General features: G+C 71.2%; 18 protein-coding genes. 11 read left to right on the forward strand and 7 right to left on the reverse strand.

What is annotated here, in order from left to right; translation table 11 throughout:
- The 3 genes from OGL88_RS17145 to OGL88_RS17155 form a co-directional block, all read right to left on the reverse strand.
- Nucleotides 1-677 (reverse strand): anti-sigma factor (locus OGL88_RS17145; RefSeq protein WP_263092239.1); only part of this gene is annotated, 677 nt, incomplete at its 3' end.
- Nucleotides 674-1,189, reverse strand: coding sequence for a sigma-70 family RNA polymerase sigma factor (locus OGL88_RS17150; protein ID WP_205463553.1), 516 nt, complete (start codon nt 1,187-1,189; stop codon nt 674-676). The genes OGL88_RS17145 and OGL88_RS17150, both read right to left, overlap by 4 nt.
- Entirely contained in the window at nt 1,186-1,875 is a 690-nt protein-coding gene (locus OGL88_RS17155; RefSeq protein ID WP_263055387.1) for a YceI family protein, read from the reverse strand. Before OGL88_RS17155 ends, OGL88_RS17150 begins: the two co-directional genes overlap by 4 nt.
- Nucleotides 1,876-1,942: 67 nt before the next feature.
- Between OGL88_RS17155 and OGL88_RS17160 the strand changes: the two genes are divergently transcribed.
- The 5 genes from OGL88_RS17160 to OGL88_RS17180 all read left to right on the forward strand — a co-directional run bounded on the left by OGL88_RS17160 (nt 1,943) and on the right by OGL88_RS17180 (nt 5,849).
- Nucleotides 1,943-2,281, forward strand: a complete 339-nt coding sequence (locus tag OGL88_RS17160) for a hypothetical protein (protein ID WP_159573718.1) — start codon at nt 1,943-1,945, stop codon at nt 2,279-2,281.
- 109 nt (nt 2,282-2,390) lie between these two features.
- A complete protein-coding gene (locus OGL88_RS17165; RefSeq protein WP_123294520.1) occupies nt 2,391-3,401 on the forward strand; it encodes a TerC family protein in 1,011 nt (336 codons plus the stop codon).
- A 13-nt stretch (nt 3,402-3,414) separates the two neighbouring features.
- Nucleotides 3,415-3,927, forward strand: a complete 513-nt coding sequence (locus OGL88_RS17170; RefSeq protein WP_263055386.1) for a GNAT family N-acetyltransferase — start codon at nt 3,415-3,417, stop codon at nt 3,925-3,927.
- Between the two features lie 56 nt (nt 3,928-3,983).
- Nucleotides 3,984-4,841: an NAD-dependent epimerase/dehydratase family protein gene (locus OGL88_RS17175; RefSeq protein ID WP_263055385.1), complete on the forward strand. Its 858-nt coding sequence runs from the start codon at nt 3,984-3,986 to the stop codon at nt 4,839-4,841.
- Nucleotides 4,842-4,904: 63 nt separating this feature from the next.
- Nucleotides 4,905-5,849 carry a hypothetical protein gene (locus OGL88_RS17180; protein ID WP_263055384.1) on the forward strand — a complete coding sequence of 315 codons (945 nt, stop codon included), beginning with the start codon at nt 4,905-4,907 and terminating at the stop codon, nt 5,847-5,849.
- 106 nt (nt 5,850-5,955) lie between these two features.
- On the opposite strand, the gene OGL88_RS17185 is transcribed toward OGL88_RS17180, so the two are convergent.
- Nucleotides 5,956-6,948 carry a DNA-3-methyladenine glycosylase family protein gene (locus OGL88_RS17185; protein WP_263092240.1) on the reverse strand — a complete coding sequence of 331 codons (993 nt, stop codon included), beginning with the start codon at nt 6,946-6,948 and terminating at the stop codon, nt 5,956-5,958.
- Nucleotides 6,949-7,035: 87 nt separating this feature from the next.
- On the opposite strand from OGL88_RS17185, the gene OGL88_RS17190 reads away from it, so the two are divergent.
- The 6 genes from OGL88_RS17190 to OGL88_RS17215 all read left to right on the forward strand — a co-directional run bounded on the left by OGL88_RS17190 (nt 7,036) and on the right by OGL88_RS17215 (nt 12,780).
- Nucleotides 7,036-8,064, forward strand: coding sequence for a 6-phosphofructokinase (locus tag OGL88_RS17190; RefSeq protein ID WP_111083779.1), 1,029 nt, complete (start codon nt 7,036-7,038; stop codon nt 8,062-8,064).
- 124 nt (nt 8,065-8,188) lie between these two features.
- Nucleotides 8,189-9,166 (forward strand): MDR family oxidoreductase, encoded by a 978-nt coding sequence (locus OGL88_RS17195; protein ID WP_263055382.1) that lies wholly within the window; start codon nt 8,189-8,191, stop codon nt 9,164-9,166.
- 85 nt (nt 9,167-9,251) lie between these two features.
- A complete protein-coding gene (locus OGL88_RS17200) occupies nt 9,252-9,920 on the forward strand; it encodes a GntR family transcriptional regulator (RefSeq protein ID WP_205463549.1) in 669 nt (222 codons plus the stop codon).
- Nucleotides 9,921-9,925: 5 nt separating this feature from the next.
- Complete coding sequence (locus OGL88_RS18135; protein WP_263092241.1) at nt 9,926-11,287, forward strand: FCD domain-containing protein; 1,362 nt, start codon at nt 9,926-9,928, stop codon at nt 11,285-11,287.
- Complete coding sequence (locus OGL88_RS17210; protein WP_263055380.1) at nt 11,284-12,072, forward strand: ABC transporter ATP-binding protein; 789 nt, start codon at nt 11,284-11,286, stop codon at nt 12,070-12,072. Before OGL88_RS18135 ends, OGL88_RS17210 begins: the two co-directional genes overlap by 4 nt.
- Before the next feature lie 120 nt (nt 12,073-12,192).
- Entirely contained in the window at nt 12,193-12,780 is a 588-nt protein-coding gene (locus OGL88_RS17215; RefSeq protein ID WP_263055379.1) for a hypothetical protein, read from the forward strand.
- A 226-nt stretch (nt 12,781-13,006) separates the two neighbouring features.
- On the opposite strand, the gene OGL88_RS17220 is transcribed toward OGL88_RS17215, so the two are convergent.
- From OGL88_RS17220 to hemB, 3 genes are all read right to left on the reverse strand, one after another.
- Nucleotides 13,007-13,471 carry a DIP1984 family protein gene (locus OGL88_RS17220; RefSeq protein WP_263055378.1) on the reverse strand — a complete coding sequence of 155 codons (465 nt, stop codon included), beginning with the start codon at nt 13,469-13,471 and terminating at the stop codon, nt 13,007-13,009.
- A gap of 46 nt (nt 13,472-13,517) precedes the next feature.
- Complete coding sequence (gene hemL / locus OGL88_RS17225) at nt 13,518-14,849, reverse strand: glutamate-1-semialdehyde 2,1-aminomutase (RefSeq protein ID WP_263055377.1); 1,332 nt, start codon at nt 14,847-14,849, stop codon at nt 13,518-13,520.
- The coding region (gene hemB / locus OGL88_RS17230; RefSeq protein WP_263092242.1) for a porphobilinogen synthase at nt 14,846-15,855 on the reverse strand (1,010 nt) is incomplete at its 5' end. The genes hemB and hemL, both read right to left, overlap by 4 nt.

Below are 15,855 nucleotides of genomic sequence, written 5' to 3' on the forward strand. Positions count from 1 at the left end.
TCGCCGCGGAGCCGCACCTGCACGCTCGCGATGTCGTCGCGCGGGATGTCCGTCGACGCCGACAGCCCCTTCGCGTCCTCGCCCGCGGCCGTCCACGAGCCGACGATCTGCGCGGTGCCGTCGGACCGCACCACGACGAGGTCGTACATGACCGATCCGTCCGCTGCCCACTTCTTGCCGCCGTACGAGCAGCCCCAGTCGAATCGTGTGCCCCATTGTTCGCCGCTGACGGCGAGGTCGACATCGAGTCCCTGGGCGCCGGTCATGTCGTAGCGGTCCGCGGTCGCCGAGGCCGAGACGTCACGTCCGGCCTGCACCGAGCCGCGGTCCCCCGCCGTGCCGACGGCGAGTCCGCCCAGGACGGCGGCGACCACCGCGAGCCCCGCGGTGGCGGCGACCCAGACCCGGCGACGGCGGCGACGGTGTCGAACGCGGTGGGCGACGGAGGCGAGGGTGCTCTCGGAACCGGTGTCGGGCCTCCCGTCCGGTTCGGCGATCTCGATCGCCTGGTCGGCCGGCAGCTTGGCGAGCAGACCCGGCAGGCCGACCAGCTCGGCGACGGCGGCCGTGCAACGGTCGCACGTCTCCAGGTGCTGCTCGTACTCGAGCCGTTCGTCCGGGCTCAGGGACCCGAGCACGTACGCTGCGTCCCACTCTGCGTACCGGTCGTCGCTCATCGGGTCACTCCTCGTTCCTGCAGTGCGAGCCGCAGGGCTCGCAGCCCGTAGTGCAGCCGCGACTTCGCGGTGCCCTCGGGGATGTCGTGTCGTCGTGCGATCTCCGGCACCGTGTGGCCGAGCCAGTAGGCGTCCACGACCACGCGGCGGTGGTCCGGGGAGAGCGATGCGAGCGCATCGGCCACGACGATGCGGTCGAGCACGGCGTCGGTTCGGTCCGACTCGGCACGGTCGACGGGGTGTTCGGTGCCGAACTCCCGGCGGTTCCGGGCGGACCGGGCGTCGTCGACGACCAGGTTGCGCGCCACCGTGAACAGCCAGGCGCGTGCGCTGTCCGGTGCGCGTTCCAGCACCGCTGGGCGCTGCCAGGCGCGGACCATGGTCTCCTGCACGACGTCCTCGACCGCCGAGCCGTCCCGCGTCAGGTGCCGGACGTACCGGGTGAGCGCGTCGCCGTGCTCGCGGTAGAGCGTCGCGAGCAGCTCGTCGGCGGAACGACTCGTCACAGTCACTTCTGCAGGTCGAGGGAGAACTCGACGGAGCCCTTCCCGTCCACGGTGACGAAGCCGAGCGAGGGGGCCTGCACGCCGTAGTCGGCGAAGGTGATCGGCACCGAGCCGGCGACCTGTACGGTGCCGGCCTTGCCGACCGCCACCTGTGCGTCGGCGGTGACGGCCTTCGTGACGCCGTGCAGGTCCATCGTGCCGGTCAGGGTGACGTCCTGCGTGCTGCCGTCGAGTGCCTTCGAGACGTCGACGGGCTTCGTCAGCGTGAACGTCGCCGTCGGGAACTTGTCCGTCTCCAGCGCGGTGTCGCGGAAGTAGGCGTCGCGCGCGGACTCGGGGGTGGTGATCTTCGCGACCTGGACCGTGACCGTCGCCGTCGCGAGGGAGCCGCCGTCGACCTCGGCGGTGCCCTCGACGTCCTTCGTGCGTCCGACCACGTTCACATCATTCCCCTGCAGGACCTCGTGCACCCGGTAGCCGGCGTACGAGGTCCCCGTGCTGGTCCAGGTGCCGTCGGCGTCCGCCGCGTCGAGGCTGGCGGATGACGTCGCCTGCAGCGAGGGTGCTGCGGCGGCCTGTCCGTTGACGGTGTTCGCGTAGATGGACGGGCCGGCGATGACGGCGGCGGCCGCGATGACCACGACGCCGGTGGAGATGCCGATGATGACCTTGGTGCGTGTGCGGAGTCCCATACCCGGTCAACGAGGTGGCAGTCTGGATCGTTCACCGTCGACGGGACGACGATGCCGAAGGAGGTCGATGCACGTGGAACTGGTCATGCTGCTGGCGGCCGTCGGCGTCTCGATCGGCACGATCGTCGTCGTGCTCCGACGTACCAGGGATGCCGGATGGGTCCGGGACGCACAGCTGACGATGAACGCGAGTCCAGGCTGGACGGTGGTCTCGCTGGTGTTCCACGGGCTCGGAGCCGCAACGGGGTTCGTCATCGGTTCGGTCTTCATCGCCGGCGGCCACCCGGCGGCCGGATGGGTGTTCCTGTGCTTCGGCGGGATGCTCGGTGTGCTCGTCGGAGTACAGATCTGGGTCGCACGACGGCCGTTCCCACCGGACCCACCGGTCGACGGCCCCGGTCGCTGAACGCGGGACGCGGTCGCTCGGCGCGCGAACGTCCCCGACACTAGAGGGGACAGCAACCGAGCCCGGCCGTGCTCGACGGCCCGCCCACCACCAGCAAGGAACGCACCAGATGCCCGAACTCCCCGTCGTGTTCGAAGTCGGCTCGCTGATCGCGATCGTCGCGATCCTGCTCGCCGACCTGCTCATCGTCGCGCGCCGGCCGCACGTGCCGACGCTGCGCGAGTCGGCGACGTGGGTGGGCGTCTACGTGGGGCTCGCGCTGGTCTTCGCGGTCCTGATGCTCGTGTTCGCGGGCGGCGACTCGGCGGGTGAGTTCCTGGCCGGTTGGCTCACCGAGTACAGCCTGAGCATCGACAACCTGTTCGTCTTCGTCATCATCATGGCGCGGTTCTCGGTGCCGAAGAAGATCCAGCAAGAGGTGCTGATGCTCGGCATCATCATCGCGCTCGTGCTGCGCGGCATCTTCATCCTCGTCGGCGCCCAGCTCATCGAGAACTTCTCGTGGATCTTCTACATCTTCGGCGCCTGGCTGATCTGGACGGCGATCCAGCAGCTCCGCGGCGAGGACGATGCCGACGACCAGAAGGACAGCTTCATCGTCCGGCTGCTCCGCCGTCGCGTGCGCCTCACGGACACGTTCGACGGCATGAAGTTCCGGACCACCCACGACGGCGTGCGGCACTTCACCCCGTTGCTCATCGTGCTCATCGCCATCGGCACGACCGACCTGCTGTTCGCGCTCGACTCGATCCCGGCGATCTTCGGCATCACCGAGAGCCCGTTCATCGTGTTCACCGCGAACGTCTTCGCCCTGATGGGCCTGCGGCAGCTGTACTTCCTGCTCGGCGGCCTGCTGGAGCGGCTCGTCTACCTGAAGTACGGGATCGCGGTGATCCTCGCGTTCATCGGTGTGAAGCTCGTCCTGCACGCACTGCACGACAACGAGCTGCCCTTCCTGAACGGTGGCGAGCACATCGAGTGGGCGCCGGAGATCAACACGTGGGTCTCCTTGATCGTGATCATCGCCGCGATGGCGCTGTCGACCCTGGCCAGCGTCGTGCGGATGCGCCACGACGGCGTCGAGGCGAAGGACGAAGAACCCGCTCGTACCTCGGACTGACGGCGGCGATCAGATGTCGGCACTCGAGACGGAACGGTTGCGCCTGCGGCCGTGGCGGAGCACCGACGCCGCGTTCCACCGTCGGCTCTGGGCCGAACGGGATCCACGCGTGCCGCCGCATCGACGGCTCTCGGCCGACGGGCACCCCACCGTGTCCGATCTCGAGGAGTGGGCGCGCGGGTACGACCAGACGCCGGCGCCCGGTCTGCTCGTCGTCGAGCGCCGGGACACCGGTGCTGCTGTCGGCTACTGCGGCCTCGTCGCGAACGGCGTCGGTGTGTCCGACGAACCGGAGCTGGCGTACGAGTTCCTGCAGGCGTCGTGGAACCACGGGTACGCCACGGAAGCATCCGGCGCGGTCATCGATGCGGCACGCGAGCACGGGTACCGCCATCTGGCGTCCACGGTCCGCAACTGGAACACCGCGTCGCTCCGGGTGCTCGGCAAGCTGGGCTTCGTCGACACCGGGGAGCGTGAGCGCGACCAGCAGCACGGTGACTCCGTGCTGCTGCGGAAGACGCTCTGAGCGGCAGCAGGCCGGGCGCGGGAGCGTCCACCAGGTGTCCGTGCCAAGGTCGACGGGTGCACAACAACGACACCGTCGTGATCGCCGGATGCGGCGACCTCGGGACCGAAGCCGGTCTCCGCTTCGCGCGCCAGGGACACCACGTGATCGGCCTCCGACGCCGCGCCGAACTGGTCCCTGCCCCGATCACCGGCCGCAGCGCGGACCTGCGGCACGAGGTCCCCGAGATCCCCGCCGACACCTCCGTCGTCGTCGTGGCCTTCGCCGCGGGCAGCCGTGACGTCGACGAGTACCGCGCCACCTACGTCGACGGCCTGTGGAACGTGCTCGACGGCATCGACGCCTCGGACGCCGATCCACGCCTGCTCGTGGTGTCGTCGACCGCGGTGTACGACGTCGACGACGGCAGCGAGGTCACCGAGGACACCCCGGCGCACGGTGCGACCCCGACCGCCGAGGTCCTGGTCGAGGCCGAGGCGCTGCTGCGCGATCGTGCTCCCGACGCCGTGCTCGTGCGGCTGTCCGGTGTCTACGGTCCGGGCCGCGAGCGCCTGATCGACCAGGTCCGCTCCGGTTCTGCGCGGTTGGCTCCGGGTGCCTCGCCGCACACGAACCGGATCCACCGCGACGACGCCGCCGCGGCGCTCGTGCACCTGGCGACCGTGGAGGACCCGGCGCCGACGTACCTCGGCACCGACGACGAACCGAGCCGGCTCGACGACGTGCTGCGGTTCCTGGCCGACGAGCTCGGCGTTCCCGAGCCCGTCACCGGTGACGGCGGTGCCCGGCAGTCCGGTGGTGACAAGCGCTTGTCGAACGCGCTGCTCCGGTCCACCGGCTGGGCACCGCAGTACCCGACGTTCCGCGAGGGCTACCGCGCCGTGCTGGCCGGCGAGGGCGTCCGCCACCCCTGACGCCTGACGACGCGCGGTCACGGTCGGTTGACACCGCCTCCCGACGCCGCTACGAATACCAGCATGGGGAATATCGGCGGCGTGGTTGCTGCGACCGGATCAGTGTCACTCGCGGACAAGGGGGCTGATCTGATCGTCGCGCTGGTCGCTGCCGTGATAATCGCCGTGTTCAGCCTCGCCGTCGGCGGGAAGGGCAAGTCCGCGAGCGGATCGGGGTCGCCGTTCCAGCAGGTCACGAACAACAGTGGGACGGTCGTCCAGGCCGGACGAGATGTACACGACGTGCACATCTACGACCAGCGGATGTCGATCCAGCAGAACGTGACGGTCCACGCACAGCAGGACCAGCCGAGTTCGGGAGCCGGCGACTGGTGGCCGTTCATCGTCGCAGCCGCTGTCGCCGCGATCGCTGCCCTCGGCTTCGTCTCGTACTCGAACCTCGCGTTCGGACTGCTGATCGGTGCAGCCGCTGGCGGCGCGGTCGGGCTCGTCGTCGCGTCGGCCCGATCAGCGAGACTCGGTGTGCTCGGCGACCGCCGGGTGATCCGCATCATCATCGTCGTCCTCGTCCTCGCGGCCGAGAGCGTGCTGATCGTCACGTTCGCACTGCACCGGACCGTGTGGGGCAGCCACCGCCTGAGCGACTTCCAGGCCCTCGCCGAGAGCGTCAGGGGCAACGACTCACCCTGGTCGATCCAGTACCCCGCGGAGGTCGCCCAAGCCCTGCACGGGCCGGCAATCTGGTTGAGCGGTCTGCAGATCACCGTGGTCTTCCTGGCCGCACTCGTCGCGGTGCTCTTCGCGATCGTGCAGATCCTCGAATGGCAGAACATGCTCCGCATCGTCGGCGGGACGGTGTCCAGTCGAGCGTCAGGGCGCGCCGAATCGTTCGCCGAGGCGTCGGTCAAGTCCGACTTCGGGTACGTCCTGCTGCCCGTGCTCTTGGTGGCCGTCATGTGGATCGTGAACGCCTTGGCGAACGGAGACGTCGCCGGGGTGTTCCAGTAGCGGCCGAACCGCACGCGCACCCCTTCTCCGACAGGACACCGTGTGATCACCTGGTGTCGTGTCGCGAACCGGGGGCGGACGGCAGCGGGCCGGCACCCGCGACCGCTCAGTGCCCGCGGTGGTCCTGGATCGTGAGCCGCGGCCCGAACGACGGCTTCCGGAATCCCGAGCCGCCGATCAGCCGCACGACCCGTTCCCGGTGCCCCCGCCACGGCTCGAGCAGCTCGAGCATCCCGTCGTCGTCGACCGGTCCCCCGGTCAGCGCCCACCCGACCAGCGCGGGGACGTGGAAGTCCCCGACGCTCGGCGAATCGGGGTCTCCGTGGGAGCGCTGCGCGGTCTCGGCAGCCGTCCACTTCCCGATGCCGGGGATCGACTGGAGCCGCGCCGACACGACCGAACCGCCGCGACCGAGCGTCAGGGTCCGCTCGAGCGCCGGCGCGAGCTTCACCGCGCGCATCACCGTCGCCGACCGTCCGGGCTCGATGCCGGCCCTGTGCCACTCCCAGCTCGGGATCCGCGCCCACTCGTCGGCCGTCGGCGGCACGGTGAGACCGTCCGGCGCGGGGCCCGGCGCGGGCGTGCCGTACCGGCGGAGCAGGTACCGCCATGCGCCCCACGCCTGCCGTGAGGTCACCTTCTGCTCCATGATCGCCGGCACGAGCATCGCGACGACGGTGTTCGTCCGGAGCAGCCGGAGTCCGGGCTGCCGGTGTCGGGCCGTCGCCAGGAACGCGTGCCCGGAGACGTCGAACCCGTCCCAGTCGTCGCCGCGACCGAGCAGCTCCGGCGCGTGCTCGACCGCCCACGCAGCACCGTCGCCCCACGCCGAGACCGCGATGGTGTCGCCAGCCGGCCGGATCGCCACGGCAGCGGGGCCGGTGGGCGTCCGCAGGGCGAGCCACACGACCGAGCCGACCACCTTGTAGGCGGGGTCGCCGGAGCCGCGCTGCAGGGGCCGCAGGGTCGACGTGACGTTCACCGGGCCTCCCGGTCGGTACACGGTGTCGACGCGAGCCGCGTCGCCGGACGCACCAGGAGCACCGGACGCGTCGCCGGACGCGTCACCGGACGACGAGGCGGAGGCGAGCAGGGTCACACCGGGATGGTAATGCGCAACCACCGTCAGTCATGATGGTCGCAGTCCCCCACGACCCCACCCGCACCACCCGACGACGGAGTTCCCATGCGCATCGGCATCCTCACCTCCGGAGGCGACTGCCCCGGTCTGAACGCGGTCATCCGCGCGATCGTCCTCAAGGGCATCGCCATCCACGGCCACGAGTTCGTCGGGTTCCGGGACGGCTGGCGCGGCGTCGTCGACGGCGACATCGTCCCGCTCGGCCGCAAGGACATCCAGGGCATCGCCAAGCAGGGCGGCACGATCCTCGGCACCAGCCGCACGAACCCCTTCGAGGGCCCGAACGGCGGCGTCGAGAACATCTCGAAGACCCTGGACCGCCACGGCATCGACGCCATAGTCGCGATCGGCGGCGAGGGCACGCTCGCCGCGGCGAAGCGCCTGACCGACGCCGGGCTGAAGATCGTCGGCGTCCCGAAGACGGTCGACAACGACCTGGGCGCCACCGACTACACGTTCGGCTTCGACACCGCCGTCGCGATCGCGACGGAGGCGATGGACCGCCTGCGCACCACCGGCGAGTCGCACTCCCGGTGCATGGTCGCCGAGGTCATGGGCCGGCACGTCGGCTGGATCGCCCTGCACTCCGGCATGGCCGCCGGTGCGCACGCGATCCTGATCCCGGAGCAGAAGACGAGCATGGAGCAGATCGCGAAGTGGGTGCGTGCCGCCTACGACCGCGGGCGTGCACCGCTCGTCGTGGTGGCCGAGGGCTTCGTCCCCGACCACGAGGACAACGCGCACACCGAGCGCGGGCTCGACGCCTTCGGGCGTCCGCGCCTGGGTGGCATCGGCGAGCGCCTCGCGCCCCTCATCGAGGAGATGACGGGCATCGAGACGCGTGCCACGACCCTCGGGCACATCCAGCGTGGTGGCACGCCGACCGCGTACGACCGCGTGCTGTCGACGCGGCTCGGCCTGGCGGCCATCGACTCGGTGGTCGAGGAGCGGTGGGGCCGGATGGTCGCCCTGAAGGGCACCGACATCGTGCACGTCTCGTTCGACGAGGCGCTCGGCGAGCTGAAGACCGTGCCGCAGGCGCGGTTCGACGAGGCCGCCATCATGTTCGGGTGAGCGCTCGCCGCGCGCGTACCTGACCGTTTCGGGCGTACCTGGTCGTTTCTTTCGACCCGGTACGCCCGGTTCCGCCAGGCATCGTGGCAGGCACAGCCGGGAGGCCCGGGGTAGCGTCCGGCGCATGACCCGCGCCGTTCTCGTGTCCAGTTCAGCCCCGCCCACCGTCGCCGACGTCGACCTGCCCGATCCGGCCGAGGGCGAGGCCCTCGTCGACGTCACGTACTCGAGCGTCAACTACAAGGACGGGCTCGCCCTCGCGCGGAACCCCGGCGTCGCGCGGGTCGACCCGCTCGTGCCCGGCATCGACGTCGTCGGCACCGTGTCGGCGCTCGGACCGGGCGTGCACGACGTGGCGATCGGCGACCGCATCGTGCTGAACGGTGCTGGACTCGGCGAGTCCCGGCACGGTGGCTGGGCCCAGCACGCCGTGGTGCCGTCCGCTTCCCTCGTGGTGCTGCCGGAGACGATCGAGGACTCGTTCGCGGCGGCGATCGGCACGGCCGGGTTCACGGCGATGCTCAGCGTCCTCGCGCTCGAACGGTTCGTGGAACCGGGTGCCGGGCCGGTGCTCGTCACGGGTGCGTCCGGCGGGGTGGGCACCGTGGCGATCGCCCTGCTCGCCGCACGCGGGTACGAGGTGACCGCGTCGACCGGGCGGAGCACCAACGAGGCCTCGCTCCGACGCCTCGGCGCGACGGCGGTCGTGCACCGGAGCACCCTGTCCGAGCCCGGCAAGCCGATGCAGCGTGCGACGTGGGCCGGCGCCGTGGACAGCGTCGGCGGGGCCACCCTGGCGAACGTGCTGGCCGGCACCCGGTGGGGCGGTGCCGTCACGGCGTGCGGGCTCGCCCAGGACGCTGCGCTGCCCACGACGGTGCTGCCGTTCATCCTGCGGGCGGTGTCACTGCTCGGCATCAACTCGGTGGACGCCCCGCCGGAGCTCCGGCACCGGGCGTGGGAGCGGTTGGCGACCGACCTCGACCCCGCGCTGCTGGCGGGTGTCACGCGGACCGTGACGCCGGAGCGGGCGATCAAGGTCGGCGCTGAGGTGGTCGCCGGACGCGTGCACGGTCGAACGGTGGTCGACCTCCGGAGTTGAAATACTCCTGTACCACAATTTCACAAGCGCTTGCAAATTGACACGTTAGGATTCCAGTACCGAGTCCGATGCACGAGGAGATGACATGCCGGTCCCGAAGTCCACGGTCGAGAACTCACCCCGCAAGCTGCTCCGCGACGTCGTGTACGAGAAGATGCTGGCAGCCCTCCGCGACGGCACGCTCCAGCACGGCGAGCGCCTGAACGACGACGAGCTCGTGCAGTGGCTCGGAGTGAGTCGCACCCCGATCCGTGAGGCGATCGCGAAGCTCGTCGACATCGGCCTCGTCGAGATGGAGGCGAACCGCTACACCCGCGTCGCCACCCCGACGTTCGACGACTGGGTGACCGCGACCCGCGCCATGGTCGGCTTCTTCGAGCTCAGCCTGCGGTGGGGCGTCCCCGAGTACGACGACGCCGACGTCGCCGCTGCCCAGAAGCTGCTCGACCGAGCCGACGGACTCCGCAAGGTCCGCGACCTCGGCTTCAGCGGAGCCGTGACCGAGATCATCGAGTTCGCCGTGGCCCACTCCGGCAACCCGCTCGTGCAGGTCGCCGCCGAAGGTGCGCTCGAGCGCGTCCGGTTCACGCTCAACCCCACCCCGGCGTTCGAGCAGTACGGTTCCGAGGCGTTCTTCTCGATCCTCGGCGAGGCCCTCGAGGAGCGCGACGGCGAGACGGCGGCCGAGGCCGGGCGTGCGCTGACGCGGAACTTCGAGCAGCACATCGAGTCGGTCCGCTCCACGCGGGGCTGACGGTGGTGGCCGCGCAGTCACCCACCGACTGGCGTCCGCTGTTCGACGACGCCTTCACGCGGGTGCTCGGCGCCCTGCGGAGCGGCGCGCTGCGGGACGATCGTGAGCACGACCTCCTCGAACTCTGCGAGCGCTTCGACGTCCGGCCGTCGATCCTCGCCGGAGCACTGCAGCGGCTCGCCGACATCGGACTGGCCCGCCTCTCGCCCGGCGATCGGGTGCGCTTCCCGGAGCTCGGCCCGGTGCCGTGGGCCGAGGGCAGCTGGATGCTCGTCGGACTCGTCGAGGTGGCCATGCGCGCCACCGTGCCGACCGCCAACGAGGACGACGTCGCGGTCTACGCCGGACTCGTGGCGAGGGCGAGACGGGCGGCGACCGAACGCGGCGACGAACTCGACCCCGCGCTGTTCGCGACGATCGGGTTCTGGGCCGAACGCACCCCGGACCGCCTGACCGCCAGGTTGCTCGTGCGCACGCTCCAGCAGCTGCGGTACGGACCACGGGCCACCCTCCCCTGGCAGGTGGTGGAGATCGAGTCCTGGCTCGCCTCATCACTCCAGGCACTCCGGCTGCGTGACCGGAGCAGTGCCGAGCGCGCAGCGCATGTGCTCATCCGGCTGTGGCGCCGCTACCTCGAGATGTCCGCTGCGGCCCTCGGCGTCCGACCCGCAGAGCTGGTCGAGCCGGCCGAGCACACCTCGGACGAGCTGTACTGGGCGGGCTGGCGTCCGGACGACGACTGGCTCGAGGTCCTCGGGTCGATTCGGGACCACAGGCTCGAGCCCGGCCGCGAGTACTCGCTGCGGGACCTGAGCGCGCGGTTCCGCGTCCCGATGCGCCGCCTGCTGCCGATGCTCCAGCGGCTCGAAGTGATGGGCCTGGTGCTCGGCGGCCCCGATCGCGAGGGCAGTGTGCTCGTCGCGGTCCCGACGGTCGACGACTGGGCGGAGACGGTCGGCCTGCTCCTCGGGCTGCAGGAGATGTGCGTCCGGTCGGCGATCCCCGCACTGACCGATGCGGACGTCGCGCAGCTGGACGTGCTGCTGGCGCAGGTCCGACGAGAGGCTCGGGTCCGCGACTTCTCGTTCACGGCCACGCTGCTCGAGATCAACCGGTTCTTCGCGTCCCGCAGCCCGAACCGCGCGATACGGGAGACGACGACCGTCACGATCTCCCGTCTGGCGTACATCCTGCCGGAGCCACCCCCGTTCCGACAGTGGGCGATCGAGGACTTCCTCGAGCTCCTCGACGAGGCGGTCCGGGCGCGGGACCCCGAGCTCGGGTCCGAGGCGTGCCACGCCCTCTCGGCGCACTTCGACGCGCACGTCGCCGACGTCCGAGCGCGGTACGGCAGCATGGAGTCGTGAACGACGACGTCCTGATCAACGCCACCGGTGTCCGCGTCACGCGGTCCGGGCGCGACCTGCTGCACGACGTCGACCTGACCGTCCGGCGCGGCGAGCACTGGGCGCTCCTCGGTCCGAACGGTGCCGGCAAGTCGACGCTGCTCGCGGTGCTCGGAGCAACGGGCCACCCCACGGCGGGCACGGTCGAGGTGCTCGGCCGGCGCCTCGGACGCGTCGACGTCCGCGAGCTGCGTGAGCACATCGGCCACGTCGACCCGCGGCACCGGATGCTCTCCCCGCTCACCGTGCTCGAGACGGTGCTGACCGGCCTGACCGGAACGACCGACCTCATGATGCGGTGGGAGCCCACCGCCGCCCAGGTCGAGGCGGCCGAGCAGCACGTCGCCGACGTCGGCCTCACCGCACGGCGGGACGCCCGGTGGCCCGTGTTGTCCCAGGGCGAACGCGGACGGACCCTCATCGCACGGGCGCTGATGTCCGAGCCGCAGTTGCTGCTGCTCGACGAACCGGCGACCGGGCTCGACGTCGCCGCGCGCGAGCACCTGCTCGAGACGGTCGATGCCCTGCGACACCGGCACCCCGAGCTCGGCAGCGTCATGGTCACGCACCACCTGGAGGACCTGCCGGTGTCGACCTCGCACGCGATGCTGCTCCGTGACGGTGCCGCGGTGGCACAGGGCACGGCGGACGAGGTCATCACGTCGTCGGCGGTGTCGCACGCGTTCGACTTCCCGCTCGCGATCCTCCGGTCCGAGGGTCGCTGGGCAGCACGGCGTTCCGCCTGACGCGTTGCGGCGCTCCGGCCTGTGCTTGGATGGTCGCTCAGGTGTCTGCGGCCCGTGTCGGGGAGGGACCCGATGCCGGACGACGGTGTCAGGCCGCGCACCGCAACGAGGGGGAACACCATGACGACCACACCGCCGCCCTACCCGGGGTCGGAACCGCAGCCGAACAGCGGCCAGCAGCCGGGTCAGCAGCCCGGCCAGCAGCCCTGGGCGCAGCAGCAGCCGGGCCAGCAGCCGTACGCGCAGCCCGCTCCCGCCGGGGCCCCCTACGCGCCACCGCCCAAGCAGTCCCGTGGCAAGCGCGTCCTCATCTCGCTGCTCGGCGTCGTCGTCGCGGTGGTCGTCGCGTTCCTGGTCCGCCAGGCGCTCACCGCCGCGTTCAGCGACTCGACGGAAGAAAAGGTCTCGAAGGCCGTCGTGCAGATCCGCGAGCAGAGCGACCTGCCGAAGCAGGTCGACTCGGTGACGTCGTGGACGGGCGTCGAGGCCGAGGGCAACGCGATCCACTACGACTACACGGTGTCGTCCAGCGTCGACCCCGCCTCGATCACCGAGAGCGCCATCCGCGATTCGGTCGGCCCGACGCTCTGCTCGAACAGCGACACGAAGGACCTCCTCGACGAGGGCGTCGACATGCGGTACACCTACGCGTTCGACGGCACCTCGAAGACGCTCGACACGACCTTCACCAAGGCCGACTGCTCCTGACCCGTCGAGGGTGGGGCGGTGCTGTCCCCTGTCCCGCCCTCGTCGGTCCGGTCGGTACGCGGTTGTGCGTGGTGCGGTGTGCACCGTACCTGGTGCGCCGTACTGGGCTGCGATGTGCACGGCTCTCGCCATGGCGCTGCCCACTGCGCCGACAGGTGACCGGATTGCCCGCCGGTCGTCGGGTCCGTACCCGCCCCGGTCCGTCTACCGACGCACCGCCCGTTGCTCAGTCGACCAGGGTGACCTCCCAGTTGGTGCGCTGGACGACCGCGTCGAGTTCGCGGATCTCCTTCGCCAGGGCGTCGGCCCGCGACCGGAGCTCGGCGGTCGGCAACGCGGCGAACGTGCGGAGTTCGCTGCGGAGCTGTCGGTAGCCGCCGTTCGTGCCGGCCGTGGCGTCCGCCGCTCCGGTGACGAGCGCGTGCCGCAGCCGGAGGGCATCGCGTCGGGCGAGCAGCGCGGTGACGGTCTGTCCGGAGACGACGGTGGTGCTGGCGTTCGTCGCGTTGATGCGGGCGAGCAGGACCTCGAGCGCGTCGATCGACCGCTCGGCCTCGGCGAGGAGCTCACGGGCGTCCTCGTCGGGCTCCTCGCCCTCTTGGAAGCGGGCGTTCGCGGCGATGCGGCCGCGCAGTTGTTCGATGCGCTTCTGCAGGTCGGCGCGCTCGATGAGGGCCTCGGCGAGTTGCATGCGGCCAGTCAACCAGCCGAGGCCTCGGCGCGGCGCGCGCCGCCCCCTACGCGGTCGCGGCGGCCGCTGCCTTCGCCGCGGCGGGCAGGGCGTCGAGGATGCGTCCGACGGCCCGCTCGTCGTGGGCGGCCGTGACGAACCACGCCTCGAACACGCTCGGCGGCAGGGTCACCCCGGCGTCGAGCATCGCGTGGAAGAACGGCGCGTACCGGAACGCGTCCTGCGCCCGCACGTCGTCGTAGTTCCGCGGTGCGGTGTCCGTGAAGGCGAACGAGAACAGGTTGCCGGCCCGCTGCACGGTGTGCGCGACGCCCTCGGCGGACAGCGCGTCCGACGTGGCCGCGGAGATGACCGAGGCCGTGCGGTTCAGCGACTCGTACACCGACGGCGTCGCGGCCCGGAGCGTGGCGATGCCCGCGGCGACGGCGAGCGGGTTGCCGGACAGGGTGCCCGCTTGGTACACGGGGCCGAGCGGGGCGAGGAAGTCCATGACCTCGCGTCGGCCGCCGAGCGCGGCGAGGGGCATGCCGCCACCGATGACCTTGCCGAACGTGATCAGGTCGGGCTTCCAGCCGGCGCCGTCGGGGACGACCTTCGACGCCTCGAGGCCCCACCAGCCGGCCGACCCGACGCGGAACCCGGTCAGGACCTCGTCGACGATGAGCAGCGCCCCGTGCGCCTGCACGATCTGCGCGAGCGCGCGGTTGAACCCGCGCTCGGGAGCGAGCACGCCCATGTTCGCCGCGGCGGCCTCGACGATCACGCCGGCGATGCGCTCGGAGTGCTCGTCGAACGCGCGGCGGACGGCGTCCAGGTCGTTGTACGGCAGCACCAGGGTCTGCGCCGCGGTCTCCTCGGTGATGCCCGCGCTGCCGGGAAGGGCCAGGGTGGCGACCCCCGAACCAGCCTCGGCGAGCAGGGAGTCGGAGTGCCCGTGGTAGTGCCCGGCGAACTTCACGAGCAGGTCGCGGCCGGTGTAGCCGCGGGCCAACCGGATCGCCGTCATCGTGGCCTCGGTGCCGGTCGACACCATGCGGAGCTTCTCGATGGGGCCGTCGCCGTCGACCGACACCCGCTGCTTCACGAGCTCGGCGAGCTCGGTCTCGCCCGGGGTCGAGGCCCCGAAGGACAGTCCGCGCGCGGCAGCCTGCTGCACGGCCTCGACGGTACCGGGGTGCGCGTGACCGAGGATCGCGGGACCCCACGACGCCACGAGGTCGACGTACTCACGTCCCTCGGCGTCGGTGACGTACGCTCCCTTCGCCGACACCAGGAAACGCGGGGTGCCGCCCACCGATCCGTAGGCACGGACGGGCGAGTTCACGCCGCCGGGGATCGCGTTCTTGGCACGGCCGAACAGCTGGTCGTTCGTGGTCATTCGGGGGCCTTCCCGGTCGAGGCGATGCCGGCGACTGCGGCGGTGGTGCCGGAGGTGCGGAGACCGGCCTCCTGGTTGAGCTTCCGTGCGATGTCGACGGCGAAGTAGGTCAGGATCGCGTCGGCGCCGGCACGCTTGATGCCGATGAGCGACTCCATCGCGGCGGCGTCGCGGTCGATCCAGCCGTTCTGTGCGGCTGCCGTGATCATCGCGTACTCGCCGGAGATCTGGTAGGCCCAGACCGGCACGGGCGACGTCGCAGCCGTCTCGGCGAGCACGTCGAGGTAGCTCATCGCCGGCTTCACCATCACGACGTCGGCGCCCTCGTCGACGTCGAGCGCGACCTCGCGCAGCCCCTGCCGACCGTTGGCGGCGTCGATCTGGTAGGTCCGCCGGTCGCCGACGAGCGACGACGACACGGCCTCGCGGAAGGGTCCGTAGAAGGCGGACGCGTACTTGGCCGCGTAGGCCAGCAGCGCGGTGCCGGTGTGCCCGGCGACGTCGAGCGCGTCACGCGCGGCGGCGATCTGGCCGTCCATCATCCCGCTCAGGCACACCAGTTCGGCGCCGGCCTCGGCCTGCGCGACCGCCATGTCGCGGTAGCGCAGCAGGGTGGCGTCGTTGTCGACGGAGCCGTCCGCCGCCAGGACACCGCAGTGGCCGTGGTCGGTGAACTCGTCGAGGCACAGGTCGGACTGCACGACCAGGTCGTCACCGACCTCCTCCTTCGCCACGCGGATGGCGACGTTGAGGATGCCGTCGGGGTCGGTCGCCCCGGATCCGGTCGCGTCCTTCGTGGTCGGCACGCCGAACAGGTTCACGCCCCCGATGCCCTGGCCGGCGGCCTCGACGAGTGCGCGACGGAACGAGTCGAGCGAGTGCTGCTGCACGCCCGGCATGCTCGAGATGTCGACGGCGTCGGTTGCGCCCTCGCGGATGAACATCGGCAGCACGAGCTCGGCTGGGTGCAGCCGGGTCTCGGCGACGAGCCGTCGCATCGCGGGGG

The organism is Curtobacterium sp. RIT-PI-V, assembly GCF_025642935.1.
Taxonomy (GTDB): Bacteria; Actinomycetota; Actinomycetes; order Actinomycetales; family Microbacteriaceae; genus Curtobacterium.